General features: G+C 69.3%; 24 protein-coding genes. 9 read left to right on the top strand and 15 right to left on the bottom strand.

Features of this window, described 5'->3' with window-relative positions; all coding sequences use genetic code 11:
• Window positions 1-13: 13 nt before the first annotated feature.
• The 7 genes from ACXJJV_RS04830 (at window position 14) to ACXJJV_RS04800 (ending at window position 6,008) form a co-directional block, all read left to right on the top strand.
• Window positions 14-1,204 (top strand): nicotinate phosphoribosyltransferase, encoded by a 1,191-nt coding sequence (locus ACXJJV_RS04830; RefSeq protein WP_456467048.1) that lies wholly within the window; start codon window positions 14-16, stop codon window positions 1,202-1,204.
• Window positions 1,188-2,078 carry an RIO1 family regulatory kinase/ATPase domain-containing protein gene (locus ACXJJV_RS04825; RefSeq protein ID WP_456467047.1) on the top strand — a complete coding sequence of 297 codons (891 nt, stop codon included), beginning with the start codon at window positions 1,188-1,190 and terminating at the stop codon, window positions 2,076-2,078. Before ACXJJV_RS04830 ends, ACXJJV_RS04825 begins: the two co-directional genes overlap by 17 nt.
• Entirely contained in the window at window positions 2,059-2,487 is a 429-nt protein-coding gene (locus tag ACXJJV_RS04820) for a DUF120 domain-containing protein (RefSeq protein ID WP_456467046.1), read from the top strand. The genes ACXJJV_RS04825 and ACXJJV_RS04820 overlap by 20 nt, the downstream gene beginning before the upstream one ends.
• Window positions 2,442-3,173 (top strand): 3,4-dihydroxy-2-butanone-4-phosphate synthase, encoded by a 732-nt coding sequence (gene ribB / locus ACXJJV_RS04815; protein WP_456467045.1) that lies wholly within the window; start codon window positions 2,442-2,444, stop codon window positions 3,171-3,173. Before ACXJJV_RS04820 ends, ribB begins: the two co-directional genes overlap by 46 nt.
• Window positions 3,174-3,195: 22 nt before the next feature.
• Window positions 3,196-3,813, top strand: coding sequence for a hypothetical protein (locus tag ACXJJV_RS04810; RefSeq protein ID WP_456467044.1), 618 nt, complete (start codon window positions 3,196-3,198; stop codon window positions 3,811-3,813).
• A gap of 13 nt (window positions 3,814-3,826) precedes the next feature.
• Complete coding sequence (locus ACXJJV_RS04805; RefSeq protein ID WP_456467043.1) at window positions 3,827-4,213, top strand: hypothetical protein; 387 nt, start codon at window positions 3,827-3,829, stop codon at window positions 4,211-4,213.
• A gap of 88 nt (window positions 4,214-4,301) precedes the next feature.
• Window positions 4,302-6,008 (top strand): ATP-binding cassette domain-containing protein, encoded by a 1,707-nt coding sequence (locus ACXJJV_RS04800; protein WP_456467042.1) that lies wholly within the window; start codon window positions 4,302-4,304, stop codon window positions 6,006-6,008.
• 117 nt (window positions 6,009-6,125) lie between these two features.
• Here ACXJJV_RS04800 and ACXJJV_RS04795 read toward each other — a convergent pair whose 3' ends face one another.
• Both ACXJJV_RS04795 and ACXJJV_RS04790 read right to left on the bottom strand, forming a co-directional pair.
• Window positions 6,126-7,925 (bottom strand): ribosome biogenesis/translation initiation ATPase RLI, encoded by a 1,800-nt coding sequence (locus tag ACXJJV_RS04795; RefSeq protein ID WP_456467041.1) that lies wholly within the window; start codon window positions 7,923-7,925, stop codon window positions 6,126-6,128.
• Window positions 7,926-7,928: 3 nt separating this feature from the next.
• Window positions 7,929-8,198 carry a hypothetical protein gene (locus ACXJJV_RS04790; protein WP_456467040.1) on the bottom strand — a complete coding sequence of 90 codons (270 nt, stop codon included), beginning with the start codon at window positions 8,196-8,198 and terminating at the stop codon, window positions 7,929-7,931.
• 104 nt (window positions 8,199-8,302) lie between these two features.
• On the opposite strand from ACXJJV_RS04790, the gene ACXJJV_RS04785 reads away from it, so the two are divergent.
• Window positions 8,303-9,484 carry a CBS domain-containing protein gene (locus tag ACXJJV_RS04785; protein ID WP_456467039.1) on the top strand — a complete coding sequence of 394 codons (1,182 nt, stop codon included), beginning with the start codon at window positions 8,303-8,305 and terminating at the stop codon, window positions 9,482-9,484.
• 29 nt (window positions 9,485-9,513) lie between these two features.
• Complete coding sequence (gene rqcH / locus ACXJJV_RS04780) at window positions 9,514-11,529, top strand: ribosome rescue protein RqcH (protein WP_456467038.1); 2,016 nt, start codon at window positions 9,514-9,516, stop codon at window positions 11,527-11,529.
• Here rqcH and purO read toward each other — a convergent pair.
• The 13 genes from purO to ACXJJV_RS04715 are packed head-to-tail and all read right to left on the bottom strand — an operon-like array spanning window position 11,526 to window position 21,832.
• The gene (purO, locus tag ACXJJV_RS04775) at window positions 11,526-12,131 is read right to left on the bottom strand and encodes an IMP cyclohydrolase (protein WP_456467037.1); all 606 of its coding nucleotides are present in this window, start codon (window positions 12,129-12,131) and stop codon (window positions 11,526-11,528) included. The genes rqcH and purO overlap by 4 nt on opposite strands.
• 6 nt (window positions 12,132-12,137) lie before the next feature.
• The gene (locus ACXJJV_RS04770) at window positions 12,138-12,686 is read right to left on the bottom strand and encodes a FumA C-terminus/TtdB family hydratase beta subunit (RefSeq protein ID WP_456467036.1); all 549 of its coding nucleotides are present in this window, start codon (window positions 12,684-12,686) and stop codon (window positions 12,138-12,140) included.
• Window positions 12,683-13,600, bottom strand: coding sequence for a fumarate hydratase (locus ACXJJV_RS04765; RefSeq protein WP_456467035.1), 918 nt, complete (start codon window positions 13,598-13,600; stop codon window positions 12,683-12,685). The genes ACXJJV_RS04770 and ACXJJV_RS04765 overlap by 4 nt, the downstream gene beginning before the upstream one ends.
• Window positions 13,548-14,024: a 4Fe-4S dicluster domain-containing protein gene (locus ACXJJV_RS04760; RefSeq protein WP_456467034.1), complete on the bottom strand. Its 477-nt coding sequence runs from the start codon at window positions 14,022-14,024 to the stop codon at window positions 13,548-13,550. The genes ACXJJV_RS04765 and ACXJJV_RS04760 overlap by 53 nt, the downstream gene beginning before the upstream one ends.
• Window positions 14,021-14,902, bottom strand: a complete 882-nt coding sequence (gene porB / locus ACXJJV_RS04755; protein WP_456467105.1) for a pyruvate synthase subunit PorB — start codon at window positions 14,900-14,902, stop codon at window positions 14,021-14,023. Before porB ends, ACXJJV_RS04760 begins: the two co-directional genes overlap by 4 nt.
• A gap of 32 nt (window positions 14,903-14,934) precedes the next feature.
• A complete protein-coding gene (gene porA, locus ACXJJV_RS04750) occupies window positions 14,935-16,098 on the bottom strand; it encodes a pyruvate synthase subunit PorA (RefSeq protein WP_456467033.1) in 1,164 nt (387 codons plus the stop codon).
• A 14-nt stretch (window positions 16,099-16,112) separates the two neighbouring features.
• Window positions 16,113-16,379: a pyruvate synthase subunit PorD gene (gene porD, locus ACXJJV_RS04745; protein WP_456467104.1), complete on the bottom strand. Its 267-nt coding sequence runs from the start codon at window positions 16,377-16,379 to the stop codon at window positions 16,113-16,115.
• Between the two features lies 1 nt (window position 16,380).
• Window positions 16,381-16,932, bottom strand: coding sequence for a pyruvate ferredoxin oxidoreductase subunit gamma (locus ACXJJV_RS04740; RefSeq protein ID WP_456467032.1), 552 nt, complete (start codon window positions 16,930-16,932; stop codon window positions 16,381-16,383).
• Between the two features lie 12 nt (window positions 16,933-16,944).
• The gene (gene pheA / locus ACXJJV_RS04735; RefSeq protein WP_456467031.1) at window positions 16,945-17,748 is read right to left on the bottom strand and encodes a prephenate dehydratase; all 804 of its coding nucleotides are present in this window, start codon (window positions 17,746-17,748) and stop codon (window positions 16,945-16,947) included.
• Window positions 17,745-18,731, bottom strand: coding sequence for a methanogenesis marker 12 protein (locus ACXJJV_RS04730; RefSeq protein WP_456467030.1), 987 nt, complete (start codon window positions 18,729-18,731; stop codon window positions 17,745-17,747). Before ACXJJV_RS04730 ends, pheA begins: the two co-directional genes overlap by 4 nt.
• A gap of 1 nt (window position 18,732) precedes the next feature.
• On the bottom strand, window positions 18,733-20,070 hold the full coding sequence (locus ACXJJV_RS04725; RefSeq protein WP_456467029.1) for a Clp1/GlmU family protein: 1,338 nt from the start codon (window positions 20,068-20,070) through the stop codon (window positions 18,733-18,735).
• The gene (locus ACXJJV_RS04720; protein ID WP_456467028.1) at window positions 20,067-20,897 is read right to left on the bottom strand and encodes a DUF8167 domain-containing protein; all 831 of its coding nucleotides are present in this window, start codon (window positions 20,895-20,897) and stop codon (window positions 20,067-20,069) included. The genes ACXJJV_RS04725 and ACXJJV_RS04720 overlap by 4 nt, the downstream gene beginning before the upstream one ends.
• The gene (locus tag ACXJJV_RS04715) at window positions 20,894-21,832 is read right to left on the bottom strand and encodes a hypothetical protein (protein WP_456467027.1); all 939 of its coding nucleotides are present in this window, start codon (window positions 21,830-21,832) and stop codon (window positions 20,894-20,896) included. Before ACXJJV_RS04715 ends, ACXJJV_RS04720 begins: the two co-directional genes overlap by 4 nt.
• Between the last annotated feature and the right edge of the window lie 61 nt (window positions 21,833-21,893).

Genomic DNA, 21,893 nt, shown 5'->3' with positions numbered 1-21,893 from the left:
GGGGGGGTCTCCCGTGAGGTTACACATCGCCACCGAGGAGGAGATCCGGAGGGGCGAGACCGCGGACGTCTACTTCCGGCGGATTCGGCGGGTGCTGGAGGAGGAGGGGTTGGACGACGTAGAGGTCGTGGCGGAGGTCTCCGCGCACTCGCTCCCGGAGGGCTGGCCCTGGGGCGTTCTGTGCGGCGTGGAGGAGGCGCTGTCGCTGCTCGAGGGTCGGGACGTGACGGTCTACGCGATGGACGAGGGCGAGGTCTTCCGGCCGGGTCAACCCGTGATGCGGATCGAGGGCCCATACGTCGAGTTCTGCGAGCTGGAGACGGCGCTGATCGGGTGCCTGGCCAAGGCGACGGGGATCGCGACGAAGGCGGCCCGGTGCAAGCTGGCGGCGGGTGACCGGCCCGTGTACAGCTTCGGGATCCGGCGGCAGCACCCGGCGATCGCCCCGATGGTGGACCGGGCCGCGTACGTCGGCGGCTGCGACGGGGTGTCGGGGATCAAGGGGGCGGAGCTGATAGGGGAGCGACCGGTCGGCACCATGCCGCACGCGTTCATCCTGGTATTCGGGGACCAGCGCGAGGCCTGGCGTGCCTTCGACGAGCACGTGCCGGAGGACGTCCCCAGGGTCGCGCTCGTGGACACGTTCTACGACGAGGTGGAGGAGGCCCTCATGGCGGCGGAGGAGCTGGGCGACCGGCTGTTCGGCGTGCGCCTGGACACGCCGTCCTCGCGGCGGGGCGATATGGCGGAGATCGTGCGCGAGGTCCGGTGGGAGCTGGACGCCCGCGGGTACGAGGACGTGAAGATCATGGTCTCCGGCGGGCTGGACGAGGAGGAGATCCGCGAGCTCGCGGAGGCCGGGGCGGACGCGTTCGGCGTCGGCACGGCGATCTCGGACGCGCCGGCCGTGGACTTCGCCATGGACGTGGTGGAGGTGGAGGGCGAGCCCCGGGCGAAGCGTGGCAAGCTGTCGGGAGCGAAGCAGGTGTGGAGATGCCCGGAGTGCCTGGAGGACGTGGTGACGCTCGCCGACCGGAGGCCGGGAGCGTGCCGGAGGTGCGACGCGGAGCGGCGCCCGCTGCTGCGTAAGTTCATCGAGGACGGCGAGCCCGTTCGGGAGCCGAGGGGGCCGAAGGAGGCCAGGAAGCACGCGCTGGAGACCGTGAGGAGGTTGGAGGGGACGCACCGTGAGCGAGGTGAGTGAGAGGCTCGGTAGGGCGCTATTGGAGACCGTGAAGCGGGACGATCCCTCGCCCTTCGTGGAGGCCGTCCGGGAGGTGAATCCTGACCCGGAGGAGGTGAGGAGGTTCCTGGAGGCGCTGCGGATCCAGCGCGAGAAGGGCAGGGTGTCCGAGGACACCGTGAGGGCCGCGGAGCGGGCCGTCAGGGAGCTGGTCGGTGGGGAGGAGCGGGAGCGCGAGGTCGGCGTCCGGGAGGTGGACCCGCTGGCGGAGTACGCGGGAGTCGATCGGGTGCTGGGGACCGTCATGACGGGGAAGGAGGCCGACGTCCTGCTGGCGGAGCGGGAGGGCAGGAAGGTGGCGCTGAAGGTGTACCGGGCGTTCACCGGGCGGGAGGAGCGTCGGGAGGAGCGGGCCTACCGGACGGAGGACGGCGAGGTCGTGCGTCGCGTGAGTCGGGGCGACGCGGCCCTTCGGGAGTACTCGCTGCTGCGCCGGGCGTACGAGGCCGGGGTTCGGGTTCCGAAGCCCTACGACGCGAGGCCCGGGGTCATCGTCATGCAGTACGTGCCCGGCGAGCCCCTGTACCGGGCTCCGGACCTTCGGGACCCGGGGGCGGTGCTCGACGACCTGCTGGAGCAGGTGGAGCGGTTGGCGGTCCGGGCGGGCCTGGTGCACGGTGACCTGAGCGCGTTCAACGTGCTCGTGAGCGAGGACGAGATCCCCTTCCTCATCGACCTGTCCGAGGCCAAGAAGGTCCATGAGCCCGGGGCGCTGCGGCTCCTGAGGAGGGACGTTGAGAACCTGGTCGACTTCTTCGAGCGGAAGTACGGGGTCACCCGGGACGTCGACGGGTTCGTGTCGAGGGTGAAGGCGCGTGTACGAGGTGATCGGTGAGTACGTGCGCGGGCTGGGGGAGGGCCGGAAGTACGTGAGCATGCCTTATTACCGGGAGGAGATGCGGAGGATCACCGGGGAGTACCCGTACCCGGGCACGTTCAACGTCAGGGTGGAAGAGGAGGAGAGGCAAGCACTGCTGCGCATCGCCGAGTCCCACGGTCACAGGATCGAGCCCCGGGGTGAGCTGGGAGGGGCCTGGCTCTACCCGTGCACCGCCAACGGGGTCCGCGCCTGGCTGGTGTTCCCCGACCTGGCCGAACACCGCGACCATCTGGAGCTAATCTCCGGGTTGGAGCTGCGCCGGGCGCTGGGCGTGCTGCCCGGTGATCCCGTCAAAATCAGGCTGTGGGGACCGAAATCTTGGCGGATCTGGCGAAGCGGTTGCGCGAGGTCCGGAGAACGCTGAAGCGCGGCGACCCGGTGCTCGTGTTCGACTTCGAGGATCGGGAGGGAGAGACCGACCTGATGTTCTGGGCCGCTAAGGTGAGGCCGGAGCACGTCGCGACGCTGAGGGAGCGCGCCGGCGGGCTCATCTGCGTCGTCCTGCACCCCGAGCACGCCCGGGAGATCGGGCTGCCGCACCTGGTCGAGGTGTACCGGGCCGCGGGGGACGAGTTCCCGCTCCTGCGGGCCACCAGACCGGACGACATCCCGTACGACGAGCGCTCCACGTTCTCGATCACGGTCAACCACCGGGAGACGTTCACCGGGGTCACGGACGAGGATCGATCCCTCACCATCCGAAAGCTCGCGGAGTTCTTCGAGCGGGAGCACGAGGACCCGATCCGCGAGTTCGGTAGGGAGTTCCGGTCACCCGGCCACGTCCACCTGTTGCGACCGTTCGACGGACTCCTGGACGAGCGTCAGGGCCACACGGAGCTCACCGCGGCCCTGCTGGAGATGGTCGGACTCGAGCCCAAGGTGGCCGTGATCTGCGAGATGCTGGAGCCCGGAGGTGGCTCAATGCCACCGGACCGCGCCCGAGAGGTGGCCGAGGAGATGGGGGCCCCGTTCGTGACCGGGGACGAGATACTCGACGCGTGGGAGCGCGGCCTCCGGGTGCGGGAAAACGGAAAAGGAACCGTGGGGTGAGGGTCGTCCGGGGGAGCCCCGGGTGAGGAAGCTCGCCATCCTGACGGCCGCGATGCTCCTCTCGGCCGTCGTCCCGTCGCTCGCGCAGACGGTCGGTGGGACGGCTCAGACGGTCCAAACCACCCAATCGGTGCAGACCGCGCCGGCAGGGACCGGAGGGGGAGGGACGGCGGTTCAGGGGACGACGCAGGCGGCGCCCTCCGGTGGCGGCGCCGGCGGGTCGGCCGCCTCCCAGCCCACGCAGGGTAGTCAGAAGGGCGGAGGCCAGCACAACCAGAAGAAGGGAGGGAGTCACCAGCGGGAGGCCCAGCCAGTGAAGCGCGAGACGGGTGGATCCCAAGAGGCGGGGCTCGGCCGGCTGATGGGTGAGTACAGGTACTACACGATGGCGGCGGCGGTCGGCCTCATGGTGCTCGCTGGGCTGGTGGGTCACGGAATGCTGAAGTTCGAGCGCGAGACCGCCCGAGGCTTGTCCGGGTCGGGGTCGGAAAGACGAGCGGGGACGGGTAGATCGGGCGGCGGGAGGGAACGGCGCACCGGGTCGGGGAGGTCCAGGAGGCGCACATCGTCCCTAATCGAGGGCCACGAGGAGGACGTGGAGAAGGTTAAGCGACTGTGGGAGCAGCTGAGGGAGGAGTGAGGGGAGTTCGGGCATGGCGTTGAGGTGCCCCAAGTGCGGTGGTCCGGTGCGCCCACACCCGGAGTCGCTGGAGTGCGAGGAGTGCGGCTGGTCCAAGGAGCTGAGCGGCCGGCCACGGCGCTCCACCCGACTCAAGTGGGCCAAAGAGTACGCGACGCGGGTGCTGCGAGAGGAGTTCGATGACTGCGGCGTGGTGAAGGTCTTCGTGCGCGGCCCCCGGGGACCTCGGGGCGATGAATACCTGGCCGCCACAGTCTACGTGGAGGACCATCACAAGGCGATCGGCAAGGAAGGGAAGCGGGTGAAAGAGGTGGAGGAGCGGCTTCGGGAGATCTGCGAGGAGCTGGACGTGCCGCCGGTCCGCATCACCATCCAGCCCGCCTCGCAGGCTCCTGACTAGCCGTTTCCGTTTTTCCTTCCTGGTTCTGGTCCTGACCCGGGCCCCCGGTGGGTCGCGGTCCGCCATTCATCCGCCGGGGTGGTCCGACTTGCCGTCGGCGGTGGTCGTGGAGGACCTGAGGAAGGTCTACGAGACCGAGACGAGGGGTGAGGTGGTCGCGCTGGACGGGTTGAACCTGGAGGTGGAGGAGGGGGAGATCCACGGAATCCTGGGTCGAAGTGGGGCGGGCAAGAGCACGCTGATTCGGATCCTGCGCGGGGTCGAACGGTTCGACGAGGGTAGGGTGGAGGTGTGCGGGATCGAGCTGACGCCGGACGCGCCGGAGTCCCGGTTCACCGAGGTGAAGAAGGTCACCGCGATCCATCCGCAGCGGGAGTTCGGGCTGTGGCCGGAGACGGCGGCGGAGAACGTGATGCGGAAGCTGTACTGGAAGCGGTCGGGCGTGGAGGAGCTGCCCCCGGAGGACACGTCCGACTACGAGGAGCTGTACGAGGAGGCGTTGGAGTACCTGAGGATCGTGGGGCTGGAGCACAAGGCCGATCACTACGCCCCGGTGCTCTCGGGCGGCGAGAAGCAGCGGTTGCTGCTGGCGAGGCAGCTGGCCAAGGACCCGGAGGTCCTGCTCCTGGACGAGCCGGCGGCCATGTCCTGCCCGGGCACGAAGCAGCAGCTGCTGGACGCGATCCGACGGGCTAACGAGGAGAAGGGGCTGACCGTGATCGTCGTCTCGCACCTGACGGAGGTCATCGAGTACCTGTGCGACACGGCGACGCTGATCGAGGAGGGCAGGGACGTGCTGCACGGCTCTCCGAGGGAGGCGGTGGAGAGGTTGACCCGGGGGATGCCCGAGCCGGCCCCGAAGCCGGAGCCGGGGGAGGAGGTCGTCCTACGGGTCTCCGACCTCGAGAAGCGGTACCAGTTGCTGCGCTGCGGTGAGACGCTGCACATGCGGGACGTGAACCTGGAGGTGCGGCGGGGTGAGGTGCTGGCGGTGGTCGGTCCGAGCGGGGCGGGTAAGACGGTGCTGCTCCGGATGATCGCGGGGGTGGAGCTGCCGGACGGTGGGGAAATCGAGCTCAAGGTCGACGGTGAGTGGGTGAGCCTGACGGACCTGGGCTACGGTCGGATGGAGGCCCGTAGGCGGATCGGGATCGTGCACCAGGAGTTCGGGTACGTGCACCACGCCACGGTGCGGGACCTGCTCGCGGGCCGGCTGGGGGTGAAGAGCGCGAGCGTGCTGGAGCGGGCTCGGAAGCGGGCCGAGGAGCTCGGGATCAGCGAGAAGGTGCTGGACGTGCTCTACGCGCTGACGGACCTGCCGAGGGAGGAGGCGGAGGAGCGGTTGAAGGAACTGGACCTCAGCCCGGAGATCCTGGATGAGCTGTTTCCGAGGCTGCCGGCGGAGGAGGTCGAGAGGTTCGCCAGGCCCGTGTTCCAAGCCTTCGACCTGCCCATGGAGGTGCTGGACATGAAGTTCGGCGAGCTGTCCGGGGGTCAGAAGGTCCGGGTGGCCATCGCGCTGGAGTTGGCCACCGAGCCCGAGCTGCTCCTCCTGGATGAGCCGTTCGGGGACCTGGACCCCGTAACGCTGCGCAGCGTGACTAACTCGCTGAAGCGGTTCGTTGAGAAGCGAGGGATCACGACGGTCCTGGTGAGTCATGACGTGCGCTTCGTGGAGGAGACGGCCACCCGGGCGGTCCTGCTGGACGACGGTAGGATCGTGATGGAGGGAGGGCCGGAGGAGGTGTGTCGCGAGTTCGTGGAGAGAAGCGAGGCGCGGTTCCTGCAGTCGTAGCGGGTCGGTCGGGCCCCTCCCCTCATCGGGCTCGGCTCTGCGGGACTTCCTCATCCCCGATCCGAGGATCCGTCCCGGGTTCTATCCTCATCCGGGCCTCGGCTTGGCCGAGCCTCTTCATCCCTCGTAGAAGTACTCCCCGCGCCGCTTCTGCTCCCGGTCCCGGTGGCTGCCCGGCTTGTTGGCCCGGGGGCGCCGCGTCTCCGGGTCGCGCCGGTACGTGACTCCCAGCTCGGACAGGAACCGGTTCATGGCCTCCCGCTTGCCCTCGGGAGGGTTCGCCCGTCCCTCCCGGCCCGGCTCGCCCTCAAAGACCATCATTCGATCGCTGATGTAGTCCAGCAGGAGCAGGTCGTGGTCCACCACGATCGCAGCCGCCTCCCGGGCCTCGACCACCCGCCGGATCACCCGGGCCACGTTGATCCGCTCCTCCACGTCCAGGTAGGCGCTGGGCTCGTCCAGCAGGTACAGGTCCGCGTCTCGGGACAGCGCCGCCGCCACGGCCACCCGCTGCAGCTCGCCCCCGCTGAGCTCGTTGAGCGGTCGGTCCAGCAGGTACTCCAGGTCGAGCGGCTCCAGGATGTGAGACCGGTACCAGCTGGAGCCCCACTCGTCCCCGGCCGCCCGCTTCAGCGCGAGCTGCACGGGCTCCTCGGAGTCCACCTCCAGGTACTGGGGCTTGTACGACACCGTCACGTCCACGTCCAGCTCGCCCTCCGTCGGCTCCAGCACCCCGGCCAGCAGCTTGACGAAGGTGGTCTTACCGATCGCGTTGGGCCCCAAGGCCCCAACGATCTCGCCCTCCCGGATCTCGCCCGGTTCCACGACCAGCCGGAACCCGCCGTCGTACTCCTTCACCAGCCGCCCGTACTCCACCAGCGTCTCCCGCTCACCGGCCTCCGCGTCGGCCGGCTTCTCCGGCAGCACCACCTCCTCGTCGCGGAACCGCACGTTCTCCGCCTCCAGGTACCCCTTCAGGTACGCGTTGATGCCCTTGCCCACCCCCATCGGCTTGGAGACGATCCCGTAGGCCCCGCGCTTACCGTAGAGCACGTGCACCACGTCCGCGATGTAGTCCAGCGTGGCCAGGTCGTGCTCGATCACGAGCATGGGGATCTCTCGCTCCTCCACGATCTCCCGCAGGAGCCGCGCCAGCGTGAGCCGCTCCCGCACGTCCAGGTAGCTGCACGGCTCGTCCAGCACGATGAAGTCCGCCTCCCGGGACAGCGCGGCGACGATCGCCACCCGCTGCAGCTCGCCCCCGCTCAGCTCCGAAACGTCCCGGTCCAGCGCCCCGTCCAACCCCAGCCGCCGCGCGAGCCCGTCCGCGATCCCGAGCTCGTCCACGTCCTCCAGAACCTCCCGGACCCGACCCTTCACCACCTTGGGCAGGGCCTCAACATACTGGGGCTTGAGCACGGCGCGGAGCTCGCCGTCCGCGAGCCGGCGGAAGTGCTCCTGCAGCTCGGTGCCCGCGAACGCCCGGATGATCTCGTCCCAGTCCGGGTCGGCCTCCGGGTCGCCGAGGTTGGGCTTCAGCTCGCCCGTGAGAATCTTGGCGGAGGTCGTCTTGCCGATCGCGTTCCGACCGACGAGGCCCGTCACCCGGCCCGGCTTCGGGACCGGTAACCGGTACAGGCGGAAGCCTCCCTCCTCGTACCGGTGCACGCACTCTCCTTCGAGCTCCTCGGGGAGCCGGACGACCTTGATCGCGTCGAACGGGCACTTCTGCGCGCAGATGCCGCACCCGGTGCAGAGCTCCTCGGAGATCACCGGCTTACCCGAGTCCTCGTCGATCTGGATCGTCTCCTTCCCCGTCTTGACGCCCGGGCAGAACCGCTGGCACACGTAATCGCACTTCGAACCGCCCTTGCACCGCTCGCGGTCGATGATCGCGACCCGGTCGATGGCCGTCACCCCCTACGCCGGATAGTTGTAGAAGTACGTCCAGGAGAGGAGCCAGGAGGCGAGGTACGCGCCCAGCCCGTAGGCCAGCCATCCCTTGGCCCCGCCGATCCGCTCCGCCTCCACCAGTCTCTCCAGGACCCTCCCCAGCAGGAACGGGACCGCCAGGAGGAGCACGCCCAGGAGCGGTCCGCCGCGGACCGCCATCAGGTACCCGGCCAGGACCCCTAAACCCTCGTGGAGTAGGGCCAGGAGCAGCTTGTACAGTGGGTCTCCACCGTTCAACCTCCCGCCTCCCCACGGGTCGCTCTCGGCGGGCGCGCCGTCGGTACCGATTTCTTTTTTGCCGTGATCCGGTTCATGGGGCGAGGAGCGCAGGGGGGCTGCGGTTGAAGGTTTTCGAGCAGCCCGTGGAGGAGATCATGACCCCGGCGGAAAAGGTCATCACGGCGGATCCGGACGAGCCCATCTCGAAAATCTTCGCGAAGATGGAGCGGTACGGGGTCAAGGAGATCCCGCTCGTCCGGGACGGTGAGGTGGTGGGCATCGTCTCGTACTACGACGTGGTGGACGCGCACGTCGTCTCGGATCCCTCCTCGGTTAAATCGGAAACGCTGAAGATCAAGCCGGAAACCATCACCCCGGACACGCTCATCGTGGAGGCGATCACGGAGATGCTGGACTCGGGCCTCCGGGCGCTGCCCGTGGTCGAGGACGGGGAGTTCGCGGGCCTCGTCACGGAGTACGACATCATCGACGTGGCGCGCGAGTCGGAGCGGCTGGAGGAGATCGACGCGCGCGAGATCATGAACTCACCGCCGATCACGATCCACGAGGACGAGACGATCGCGAAGGCCCGGGCCCTGATGCGCGATCACGGGATCAGCCGACTCCCCGTGGTGAACGATGAAAACAAGCTTCGAGGCATCGTGACGACCACGGACATCATCCGCGAGGTGATCAAGCCGATCACGCGCCTGGGCAAGACGGACCGGAAGGGGGAGAAGGTGCCCGCCTTCGGCCACCCGGTGAAGAGCATCATGAGCTCCCCGTGCATCCGGTCGGAGCCGGACGAGACCGTCGTCGACCTGTGCGAGAAGATCGTCGAGCACCGGATCCGGGGCATGCCGATCGTCAACCAGCTGGAGGAGCCCATCGGCGTCGTGACGCGGCGCGACATCCTGCGGAAGATCCCGGAGCTGATGCGCCAGCGGGGCGTGTTCGTCTCGCTCAAGGGCGTCGAGGACGTGGACGACTTCACCCTCGTCATCCTGCGCAAGTCGATCGCGGCCGCGATTCAGAAGCTCGCCTCCATGCGACCCACCATCGAGGCGGCGGAGGTGCACGTCAAGCGGTACCACGAGGAGGGCAACCGCCACAAGTACTCGGTCCGCATCCACGTTAAGGACGCGCGCAACGTGATCTCCGTGAAGGCGCACGACTGGGACCTCATCACCGCCCTGAAGAAGGCCATCCGGCACCTGCTTCGGGAGACGCTGGGCGAGGAGGAGAAGGAGGAGACCGTGCAGCGGAAGGAGGCGCTGAAGGCCAAGCTGCAGCGGGGCGAGTAGCCCCCCACCGTCCCGGGCGGGGCCCTCAGGTGCGAGCCTGGTCCAAGGACGCGATGACCTCATTCGACGCCCGCGCCGCCGCCCGCGAGCTTCACTCCTTCCTGGAGGGGGCCCTGATCGACAAGGTCTATCAGGTGGACGAGGGCGAGCTGAAAGTCAAGCTCCACGTGCCCGGGCTGGGTTCGCACTACCTGGCCATCGAGCCCGGCCGGCGCGTCCACTTAACGTGGCGCCCCAAACCCAGCCCGGACAGCCCCACCCCCGCCGCCCAGGCCCTGCGCAAGGTGCTCAGCGGGGACCGGATCGAGTCCGTCTCCCAGGTCGAGTTCGATCGGATCCTCCGGTTCGACCTGCGCTCCGGGCGCCGCGTGTACGTGGAGCTCCTGCCCAAGGGAACCCTGGCCGTCGTCGACGAGGACGGCGTGATCGAGCAGGCCTTCCCGGCCCGACGCTTCCGGGATCGCGCGGTGGTCCCCGGCGAGGAGTACCGGACGCCCGAGCCCCCTCCCAACCCCTACAAGCTGGACGAGGACGAGTTCCTGAGGCTGCTGCTGGAGTCCGAGCGCGACGTGGTCCGGACCCTCGCCGTCGAGGTGGGGCTGGGTGGCCTCTACGCCGAGGAGGTGCTCCTGCGGGCCGGCCTGTTCGAGGAGCGGGAGCGGCACGCGTCCGAGCTCGAGCGGGAGGATCTGAAGGAGCTGTACGAGACGCTCCGGGACCTGCTGGGCCAGGTCTCCTCGGGCGACCTACGCCCGACCCTGTACGAGGTGGAGGAGGGGTACGTTGACGCGACGCCCGTTCCGCTGGAGCGGTACCGGGAGGAGGGCGTCGAGCTGGTGGAGAAGGACACGTTCCAGCGGGCCCTGGACGAGTACTACGTGGGGGAGTTCCTGGCCCGGGAGGAGGAGAAGGCGCGGGAGGAGTGGGAGCGGGAGAGGAGGAGGCTGGAGCGTACGATCGAGCGGCAGCGGGAGAGCGTGGAGCGGTTGGAGGCGAAGGCCCGGAGGCTCCGGGAGCGCGCGAACGCGCTCTACATGAATTACCAGCTTGTTAATGGGATCCTGCGGGAGCTGCGTCGGGCGGAGGAGGAGAAGGGGTACTCCTTGGAGGAGATCAAGCGGAGGATCCTGGAGGCCAAGGGGTCCGGGATCGAGGAGGTCGAGCGGATTGTGGACGTGGACGTTGACAACCGGCGCGTGATCCTGAGGCTGGAGGGGGAGGACGGCGAGGTCACCGTCCCCGTGCCGCTGGACGAGGACGTGCACTCCGTCGCCTCCAGGCTGTTCGACAGGGCCAAGGAGCTGGAGCGGAAGGCCGAGCGGGCCCGGGAGGTGCTCGAGGAGAAGGAGCGCGAGCTGGAGCGGCTGCTGAAGGAGGGGCCACCGGAGGTTCGGCTGGAGGAGCTGACCGTTCGGCTGACGAAGCGGCGGAAGAAGGCGTGGTACGAGCGGTTCCGGTGGTTCATTTCCTCGGACGGATTCATCGTCATCGGGGGCTCGGACGCGCACACGAACGAGCTGATCCTGCGGCGCTACCTCGAGGATCACGACATCCTGGTGCACGCGCACGTGCACGGCGCGCCGCACGTCGTGATCAAGACGGAGGGTAGGGAGGTGCCGGAGCGCACGCTGCGGGAGGCGGCCGTGTTCGCGGCCTCGTACTCTAGGGCGTGGCGGTGGGGGCTGCGAGCCGCGGACGTTTACTGGGTACCGGCCGAGCAGGTGGACAAGTCGGCCGAGGCGCCGCACGGTGGAGCGATCATCCGGGGACGGCGGAACTGGTTCCGGCGCGTGGAGCTGGAGGTGGCCGTGGGCATCCAGGAGGTCGAGGGGGGTTACCGGGTGATGGGCGGGCCGGTGTCCGCGGTGAAGCGGCACTGCCTGACGTACGGGGTGATGGTGCCGGGCGAGGAGAAGAAGTCGGCCGTGGCCAAGCGGCTGTTCGAGACGTTCAAGGAGGAGGTGGAGGACCTGCGACGCTACGTGACCGTGGACGACATCATGCGCGCCATGCCGCCGGGCAAGGCCCGGTTGGTGGAGTCCTAGCCCCGGTTTCGCCCCTCGAGTCGCCACTCGTCCTCGGCGCGCCTCGCCACGACCGCGCAGACGAAGTGGTCGAACGACGCGATCGGATCGATCTCGAGCGGGTCGTCGTCGGTGAGCCTCACGTTGGGTTCCCTGGGCACGGTCGAGTACTCGCCGTAGACCGAGAGTAAGTACCCCTCCCCGTCCCCCGGTTCGACCCGAACGAAGGCGATCTCGTCGGGCGCCGCCTTCCCGAGCCACGCGCTCCTCCCGTCGGTCACCAGGCCGATGCGCGGGGTCCCGTACTCGTCGTGCTCGTAGTCCATGGCGAGGGTCACGGAGGCCAGGGCCTCGCGGGGCGGTACCCCGTCCTCCAGCTTGTCCGCGATGGGGACGGTCTGCGCCCCGTTGGTGAGCACCAGGTGCCGGTTCACGACCCGGGCGCACGGGTAGACGACGTACGGGTTCTTGACCGCGTACTCCGGATCCTCCGGCACGATGTGCGCCTCGTCGTCGGACACCCGGGCCCGCCGGTCGGGGAAGCTGCGGCTGCACACCCCGTAGACGGCGATCGGCGTTCCCGACTCCGTCCGACCGAATAGCAGGAATCGGCCCACGTACATCGGGACTCACCCGGTCTCCTTCCAGGAGAGCTCGTTCCCGTGGGCGTCGACCGTGACGATGAGGGGACCGAACTCGCGGACCTCCAGGATCCACATGGCCTCCGGCACGCCCAGGTCCCGCCAGCATACGTCCCGGATCCGCTCCACGCGCTCGGAGAGCAGCGCCGCGCACCCGCCCGGGGCCGTCAGGTACACGGCCCGCCCCTTCATGAGCTTCGGGGCTTCGGGCCCCATGCCGCCCTTCCCCACGATGATCCGGACGCCCGCCTCCAGCACGTCCTCCAGGTACTTGGCCATCCTCGTGCTCGTGGTGGGTCCCACGACGACGAGCTCGTAGTCGCCGTCCCGCTTGCGGACGACGGGACCGGCGTGGAAGATGGCGGCGCGGTCCAGGTCGACGGGCGGCTCGCGCCCCTCGTCGAACATGCGCTGGTGGGCCTTGTCTCGGGCGGTGATCAGCGTCCCGTTCAGGTAGACCACGTCGCCGACCTTGAGCTCGAGCAGCCTGTCCGGGTCTCGCACGGGCACGGTCAGCCGGTGCTCGCTCGGGCTCACTCCACCTCGCCCCTCGGGTAGTCGTCCTGAACGATCTCGTAAAACCCGTCAGGGTAGATGATGGCCGTGGCCCTGCGGTTCGCCCAGCACTGGATGTTGACCGCCACGGGCAGGCCGGCCGTGTGGGTGTAGGCCATCTCGATGTTCACGGCGAGGGCGGTCGTGTCCCCGCCGAGCCCCATGGGTCCGATTCCGAGCTCGTTCACGGCGTCCAGCAGCCGCTCCTCGAGGTCGGCGAGGGCGGGATCGGGGTTGCGGACGTTGAGGGGCCGGAAGAGGGCGAGCTTGGCCAGGAACGCCGCCTCCTCGATGGTGCCGCCCACGCCCACCCCGAGCACGATGGGCGGGCACGGCATCCCGCCGGCCCGCTTCACGGTGTCCAGCACGAAGTCCCAGATCCCGCTGAGCCCCTCCGTGGGGAGCAGTCGGGTCACGGCGCTGGAGTTCTCGGAGCCGAACCCCTTGGGCATGAAGTGGAGGCGCAGCTCCTCCCCCTTGGTCGGGACGAACCGGATCACGGGCGCCCGGCGCCCGGTGTTGTCGCCGGTGTTCTCCCGGGTGATGGGGTGAACGACGTTGGGTCGGAGGGGGATCTCCTCGGTCGCGCGCTGCACGCCCCTCTTGATGCCCTTCTGAATGGTCTCGGCGAGCCGGACGGGGAAGCGGCGTCCCACCTCCGCGATCACCGTGATCAGTCCCGTGTCCTGGCACATGGGTACCTCCTTCTCCCTCGCGATCCGGACGTTCTCAAGGATGGCGTCCAGGATCATCCGTGCCCTCTCGTTGCTCTCCTCCTCGCGGGCGCGCTCCAGGGACTCCATCACGTCATCGGGCAGGCGGGTCTCGGCCACCCTGAGCGCCTCAACGGTGGCCTCGGCGATGCTCTCCACGAGCCCCTCCTCCGACTCCGACACCTCGACCACCCCGGATCCGGGCGAGGGTGCGGGCGGTTCGGTAGCGGGCCCAGAGCGCGCGTTCCGGGAGCCGCGCGGTCGTGGCGGCGCCGGGGATCGGGCAGGCCTCGACGCAGGGTGGGTACTCCCGGTCCGGGCACCCGTCGCACTTGACGGCGCCGTCGTCGCGGATCACGATACCGTCGACCGGGCAGGCCTCGACGCACCGACCGCAGGCCGTGCACCGGTCGGTGTCGATGCGGAGCGTGTCCCCGACGGGCACGATGGCTTGCACGGGACAGGCCTCGGCGCAGGGGGCGCGCTCAGGGTGGCAGTGAACGCACTTGACGGGGCGGCCGTGCTCGATGCGGACGGCGCCCTTCTGGCAGGCCTCGACGCACCGACCGCACCCTACGCACTCGGGCAGGCCGGTCCAGACCTTCACCGCTCTCGTTCCAGTTTCTCCAGCTCCTCCCACTGTTCATCCACCATCCTCTGGATCTCTTCGATCTCCTCCTCCGTCAGGTGCTGGAAGCGCTTCTGCCGCTTGAGGTATTCCTCCACGGGCTTCCGCTCCCGGGGCCGGTAGGTTAGCCGGAACTCCCCGTCCTCGACCTCGTACAGGACCCACATCCCGGTGTCCACGGCCAGCTCTCCGATCTCCACGGTCTCGGAGGAGTCGTAGCCCCAGCCGGGCGGGCACGGGCAGAGGACGTGGATGTAGGCGGGCCCATCCGTCTCCTTGGCCTTCTCCACCTTCTTGATGAGATCCTGGGGGTGCGAAATGCAGGCGGTGGCGACGTAGGGGACGCCGTGGTCGACCATGATCCGGGGCATGTCCTTCTTGGGACGCATCTCGCCGCGCCAGACCTTGCCCGCGGGGGTGGTGGTCGTGGCCGCGTAGGGCGGGGTGGCTCCGCTGCGCTGCACTCCGGTGTTCATGTAGGCCTCGTTGTCGTAGCAGATGTACACGACGTTGTGCCCGCGTTCCGCCATCCCAGATAGGGCCTGGAAGCCGATGTCGACGGTGCCCCCGTCGCCCGAGAAGACGGCGACGGTCACGTCCTCCCTGTCGAGCGCCTTCAGGGCGCGCTCCACGCCGGAGGCGACCGCGGCGGCGTTCTCGAAGGCCACGTGGATCCAGGGGACCTCCCACGCGGTCTCGGGGTACGGGGTGGTGGTCACCTCGATGCAGCCGGTGGAGGTGACGACGACGGTGTTCCGTCCGAGCGCCTTGAGGCACAGTCGGACGCACAGGGCGGATCCGCACCCGGCACAGGCGCGGTGTCCGGGGGCGAGCAGCTCCTCCTCGGGAATGGGCAGCCGGGGCTTCCGCCCGCTCAACCCGGATCCCCCTACACGTTCACGTTGATCCACACGGGCTCGTCCGTGCCCCTACCCTCCTCCGCGACCTTGATCGCCCTGAGCACGTCCTCGGGTCGGACGTCCCGGCCCCCGAGCCCGGCGATCGTGGAGGAGACCTCCACGTCCGGGGCGTGCGCCTTCACGTCGGTCCATAGGGGCGGCATGGCCCCGTACGAGTGCGTGCGGTCGATGGTGACGACGCCCTCCCGGTCCTGGATGATCTCGGCGATCCGGTCGCCGGGGAAGGGTCGGTAGGCCTTGACGCGGACGAGCCCGACATCGGGGCGCTCCTCGTCGATCACGTGCTTGACGGTGCCGCAGACGGAGCCCATCGCGATCACGATGTAGTCCGCGTCCTCGGTGTTGTACTCCTCCACCAACCCGTCCCCGTACGATCGGCCGAACGCGTCCGAGAATTCCCGGTTGACCTCCCCGATGACCTCGCGGGCGCGCTCCATCGCCTCGTGCTGCATCTTCTTGAACTCCATGTAGCAGTCCGGGCCGCCGACGGGGCCGATCGTCATGGGCTCCTCCGGGTCGAGCCGGCAGTGCACGGGCTCGAACTCGCCGACGAACTCGCGCACCCGCTCCTCGTCGGGGATAGCGACGGGTTCGAGCGTGTGTGAGAGGGTGAACCCGTCGAAGCAGACCATCACGGGGAGGAGCACGTCCTCGTGCTCGGCGATGCGGTAGGCCTGGATGATCGTGTCGAGGATCTCCTGGTTGGACTCGCAGTATAGCTGGATCCAGCAGGTGTCTCGCTGGGCCACGGTGTCGGAGTGGTCGCACCAGATGTTGATAGGGGCGGAGAGGGCGCGGTTGGCCACGGCCATGACGATGGGGAGCCTCAGCCCGGAGGCGATGAAGAGCACCTCGTGCATCAGCGCCAGCCCCTGGGAGGCGGTGGCCGTGAATACGCGTACGCCGGTCGCGGAGGCGCCGACGACGGCGCTGATGGCGCTGTGCTCGGACTCGACGTGGATGAACTCCGCGTCCAGCTCGCCGTTGGCGATGAACTCGGAGAGGTACTCGACGATGGGGGTCTGCGGGGTGATGGGGTACGCGGCGATGACGTCGACGTCGACCAGGCGCACCGCCTCCGCCGCCGCGTAGTTCCCGTTGATCACGCGCACGTCGGGCCCGAGCTCGGTCAATTTGGGGGTCCCCTCTACTCCATCTCCTCCTCCAACACCATCTCGATGGCGTCGACGGGGCAGACTTTCGCGCAGATCCCGCAGCCCTTGCAGTACTCGTAGTCGATCTTGAACGCGTCCTCCGCGGGCCGGACGCAGCCGTCCGGGCAGAACATGAAGCACCGGGCGCACCCGACGCACTTGTCCTCATCCAGAACGGGCCGGAAGACCCTCCATCGTCCCGTCTTGTTCCGGCGCGTGCTGCCGGGCTCCTTGATGACGGCCCCGATCGTGTACTCCATCTCACTCAATCCGCTCCACCTCCTCGTACGCCCGCTCCACGGCCCGGACGTTCTTCTCGGCGATCTCGCCGGAGAATCGCACGCGGATGGCCTCCCTCACGGCGTCCAGGGACAGCACCTTCGAGGCGCGGAGGTAGGCGCCCACCATGGCGGTGTTCACGATGGGCACGCCGAGCTCGTCCAGCGCGATCTCGGTGGCGTCGACCGCGTAGACCCGATACCCGGACAGCCGCTCGAGCACGTCGTTCCAGTTGTCCTCCGGGGCGTTGATCACGACCAGACCGTCCTCCCGAAGCCCCTCGGTCACGTCCACCACGCTCATCAGGCTCGGGTCCAGGACGATGATGTGGTCCGGCCGGTAGATCTGGGAGCGCACCCGGATGAACTCGTCCGAGATCCGGGCGAACGCCGTCACGGGCGCGCCCCGTCGTTCCACGCCGAAGAACGGAAACGCCTGGGAGTACTTCCCGTCCTCCTTCGCGGCGATCGCCAGGATCTCGGCCGCGGTCACGGCCCCCTGGCCGCCCCGGCCGTGGATGCGGATCTCGATCACGCGGCCTCCCCCTCACGGGAACTCCTTCGGGTACGAGCCCAACACCTTCGAGAAGGGGGTACGCTCCCGGAGCTCGGCGAGGGCCTCGCTCCCGGGGTACAGCATGCGGTGACCCTCGAAGTCCAGGAAGAACACGTAATCTCCCAGGCCGCTCTTCGCGGGCCGGGACTCGATCTTGGTCAGGTTGATCCCCCGGTCCGCGAAGATCCCGAGCACCTCGCGCAGCGCGCCGGGCCGGTCCGTGACGGAGAACACCACGGAGGTCTTGTCCTCGCGCGTGGGGGCCCGGTCCCGGGTGGAGAGGATCGCGAACCGAGTCTCGTTGTTCTCCAGCCGGATCTCCCGCACCACGTCGAGGTCGAACCGCTCGGCCAGCCGGGGCGGACCCAGGGCGTAGCCTCCCTCCTCCGCGGCCCGCCTCGCCGCCTCGGCCGTGCTGGAGGTGGGGACGAACTCGTGCTCCCCCAGCTCGTCCCGGAGGACGTCCCGCGCCTGCTCGTACGCGTGAGGGTGAGAGTAAACCACGTTCTCCTCCTTCTCCCCGACCATGAGCGCGTGCACGATCGGCAGCACGATCTCCCCGAACACCCGCACGTCCCTTCGCAGGAAGTTGTCCAGGGTCTCGCCCACGGATCCCTCCAGCGAGTTCTCCCACGGCACGACGCCGAACTCCGCGTCCCCGCGCTCGACCAGTGAGAAGACCTCGGTGATCGTGTCGGAGGGACGGAGCTCCGCGTCGTCCCACCCCATCCCGCCCAGGAACTCACGGGCGGCCTCCTCCGTGAACGTGCCCGGCGGCCCCAGGTAGGCGATCACCGGCGAGAAATTCGCACCCCCAGGACCTCCCGGGCTCCGGACGCGATCTCCGCCGCGATCAGCGCCAATCCCCTCGAAGCCGGCTCGGGCGGCAGCACTCCGACGACGTTAAAAGTCTTACTCAGAAGACCGCGGAGCGCGCTCACGAAGTCCTCATCCTCCGCCAGCCCGCCACCGATCCAGGCCTCGTCGCACCCGTAGACCGCGCCCAGCCCCGCCACCTCCCACGCCACCAGCCTCGCCAGCGCCTCCTTCCACTCCCGACCGCACCGCTCCCGGAACGCGTCCACGGCGTCCGACACGCTCTCGTCGACGCAGTCCGCCACCTTCACCACGCCGCCCCGGGAGAAGGCCTCGTTGGCCGAGCACTCCCCCGCGTCCACGGCCCGGATCGCCTCCAGGTCCAGCGGGCCCTGCAGCACCCCGGGGGCGCCGAGGCACGCGTCGATCCCGCCGATCACCCGGCCCCCCTTGACGACCACGGAGACCGTGTTCGAGCTCGCGTCGCAGACGACCAGGTCCTCCCCCTCCGAGAGCTCCAGCGCCATCCTAGCGGTCCCGAGCTTCTCCCCGCTGCCCACGTGAGAGAAGACGCGGAAGGCCAGGTCCAGGCCCGGGGTGTCCCGGTGCAGGCCCGGCGCCAGGTACGCCTCCACGTCCAACCGCAGCAGGTCCTCGATCATCCGGCGGCCCGCCCCGAACTCCGGGCCCGCGCCCCCGGTATCCCTCAGCCCGAAGCCCACGCCGACCTCCTCCGCCTCCTCCAGCGGGGTGAACTCGGTCAGCGCGTCCCCCATCCCGTAGTTCAGGCACACGCACTCCGCCTCGCGCAGCGCCTCCGCCGCGGGCTCGGGGAGGGCCCTCAGCAGCCCCTTACGAGCCACCTCCGGTCGCGGTGCCTTGCCCAGGAACCTCGGCCTATCCTCGCCGTCGTACGCGGCGACCTTCATCCCCGACGTCCCGTGATCGATCCCCACGTACATGCTAGAGACGCACCCTAAGGAGCTCGTGCTCGCCCGTCTCCGGGTCCACCCTCAGCGAGCCGAACTGGACGACCCGCACCGAGCGCTCGTGGATCAGACGACCCTCGACGATCAGGCGTCCCTCCTCGAGGTCCAGCTCCCGGAGCACGCCGATGCCCAGCAAGTCGCCCACCCCGTCGCACAGGCCGACGAGGATGTCCCGGAGCTCGCGCTCGTTGATCACGATCAGCTCCGAGATCCCGAGCAGGCGTCGGAGCTCGCGGGCGTGGCGGCCGCCCCGACCGATGATGCGGCCAGCCTCGTCCTTGACGACGAGCACGACCGCGTCGGGCGAGCGCTCGAAGTAGACGACGTCGGGTTCCACCTTGGAGACGGCCTTGATCAGCGCGATCAGCTCGTCGTCGGGCTCACCCGGCTCGCCGGTGCCCAGGAACGAGCGCTGGAGGGAGACCTCGTCCAGGTCCAGCTCCAGCTCCTCTCGGTCCTCGAAGAATTCCCTCAGCACGCGCTCCCGGCGGCGGATGCGGTCCTTTCGCTCCACCTCCTTTACGGCCTCCGGCACGGTCAGGTCGCGCACCTTGGTGTAGTCCAGGGAGCTCACCATCCGCTTGAGGTGGCTCACCTGCCCCTCCTTGTCCAGGAACGCGACGTGCGTGGGCCGGATCACGTCGACCTTGTGCAGCTTCAGGGCGCGGGCCGGGCCACCGTGGACCATGCCGGAGGTGTCGATGAGGACCGCATCCACGCCCTCGGCCAGCGCGAGGTCGACCATCCGTCGGGTGCCGACGGTGGTCTGGAGCAGGTGCCGGGACGGGGTGATCGAGCCGACGAAGTACCCGTGCCGCATCTCGACCTCAGAGAGCTCGTTCACGGGCTCCTCGACGATGCCCAGCGAGACGACCGCCGGCGGCCCCACGTCGGACTGGCCGACGTCGGCGTCCACGACCCCTACCTTCAGGCCCCGATCCACGAGCTCGTTGGCCAGGAAGGTGGCCAGGGTGGTCTTGCCCGAGTCCTGCGGCCCGATGATCATGCAGACCGGGGTGCCCGGGTGCTCCGCCAGCTCCTCCGCCAGGTCGGCCCAGTCGGACGGGGTCTCCATCCCGCCCTCCTCCTCGACCGTGGAGTACCGGGCGCCGGTGCCCAGTACCAGCTCCAGCTCCGCCCCCTCCTCGCCCGGCGTGATCGTGATCCGGTCGCCCCGCTGCACGACGACCTCGTCGCCCGTCTCCAGCTCGCTGCCCCGATTGGTCCGCACCTGACCGTCCACGACTCGCACCCGGGCCGGACCGTCCACGCGGACCGAGCCCGAGTCCAGGCTGACGCGTTCCTTCCTCACGATCGGCCACCCCGCATGACCATCAGGGAGACGAGCTTACCCCGGGTGAGCTCCTCGAGCAGCTTCTCCGCCTCGTCCTCGTCCAGGACGAGCACGACGCGGTCGTCCACCCTTCTCCACACCTCCGCCTCCCCGAGCTCGCGCCCGTCCACGAAGACCCTCACTCGATCCCCCTCCCCGATATGAATAGCCCCGCCCATCGGCTCGACGGAGACGGCCACCTTGCCGGGCGGCAGCGTGTGGGAGACCGGGGGCTTGGCGCCGGCGAGCAGGACCTCCACCTGGCCGTTCTCCGACACCCTCACGATCGCCCGACCCACTCCCTCCTCGCGCTCCAGGTCGCGCTTGATCACCCGCTCCACCTCCTCCCGGGAGACGCCCCGTGGGAACTCGTACTCCCGGCCCGCGATCCGCTCCTTGACCTCCCGCGGGGCCGGCGGCTCGCCCGGGATGTCCTTGATCTCGTCCGGGTTCTCCGGAAGCCGGTACACCTTCGTCCTCGGGTTCACGGCGGAGCGTAGCCGGGTTTGGAGGATCTTTTCTCCCACCACGTCCCCGTACGTGCGCCCGGGGATCGAGAACAGGGCGGCGATCGCCCACGCCAGCATCTCCACGTTGGGGTGCTGGTACGTCATCGCCGTGAGCTCCCGGGGCCCTGCCGCGAACCCGGCCGCGAGCAGTCCCATGAACGCGCAGGCTGTCATCCGGATCCGCTCCTCCGCCACGTACCGGTACAGGGCCGCCGCCAGGAACGAGCCCGCGAACACGTAGAACCCGCGCACGATCCCGAGCACTATGGCCCACGAGAGGCTCGACAGGTCTATCAACGCTCGATCACCTCCGACCCGACCCGAATTACCCCCTCCCGGACCACCCGCCACCGTCGCGCGTCCTCCCGCGCCAGGCGGACCCCGTCCACCTCGAGCTCCTCCGACTCCGGCAGCTCGCTGAGGCAGACCTCGTCGGACGGATCGGTGCCCACCCGCAGCCGGTCCCCCTCCCGCACCCGCACCGCGCCGCGCATCCTCCACCCCCGGTTCAGCGAGCAGACTCGGCACCCCGGACGGGAGGCGATGGCCAGGTACACGTCGGCCGGGTGCACCGACGTGGTGAGGTCGGGCCGCTCTAGGGACACCCGGGCCGGGCACGTGCCGGCGAGCATGACCACGTCGGCCGCCACGTCCAGCGCGGCGTGCTCCGGGGTCTTGTTGCTCACGTTGCCCCGCAGCACGGTGCGCTCGTCCAGCGGGACCGGCTCCCCGTCCAGCTCCACCGTGAACTCCTCCGAGGGCTCGATCGTCCCGCCCACGTTTCGAACCCTCGAGGGGGCCTCACCCTCCCGAATGAAAACCCTCTTAGCCGCCCGGACGGCGCCCACGTCCGGCGGGTCGGAGGGTCCCCCCAGGGCCTCGACCAGCTCGCGCACGTAGCAGTCCACCCGCCACACGTGCCTCGCGTACCCCGGTCGCCCACGCACCTCCACGCGGGCGCCCGGGCACCCGGCCGCGAACAGGGCCGCGAGCACGTGCTCCGGGACGACGACGGAGGGGTTGTCCGGGCCGGGCTCGCGGGTCGGGTCGGCGTGCAGGGTGATCGTGTCCTCCACCATCCGCAGGTGCCCCAGGTCCGCGGGCACCTCGCCCTCCGGGGTGACGAACACCACGCCGGGCTTCTCCCTCGGGTGGACCCTCAGGACGTCGTCCTCCGACATCGGCGCGTGGCCCTGGTCGCGCCCGTGCTTCCTCCTCACCTCCACGTACAACTTAACTCCCCCGCCGGCGATGAGGAGGGCCACCACTCGAGAGACGCGTGATGATCGGCCG

The organism is Methanopyrus sp. (genome assembly GCF_053997775.1).
The sequence above is the reverse complement of the archived record's forward strand: the minus strand, read 5'-3'. Positions and strand labels throughout refer to the sequence as shown.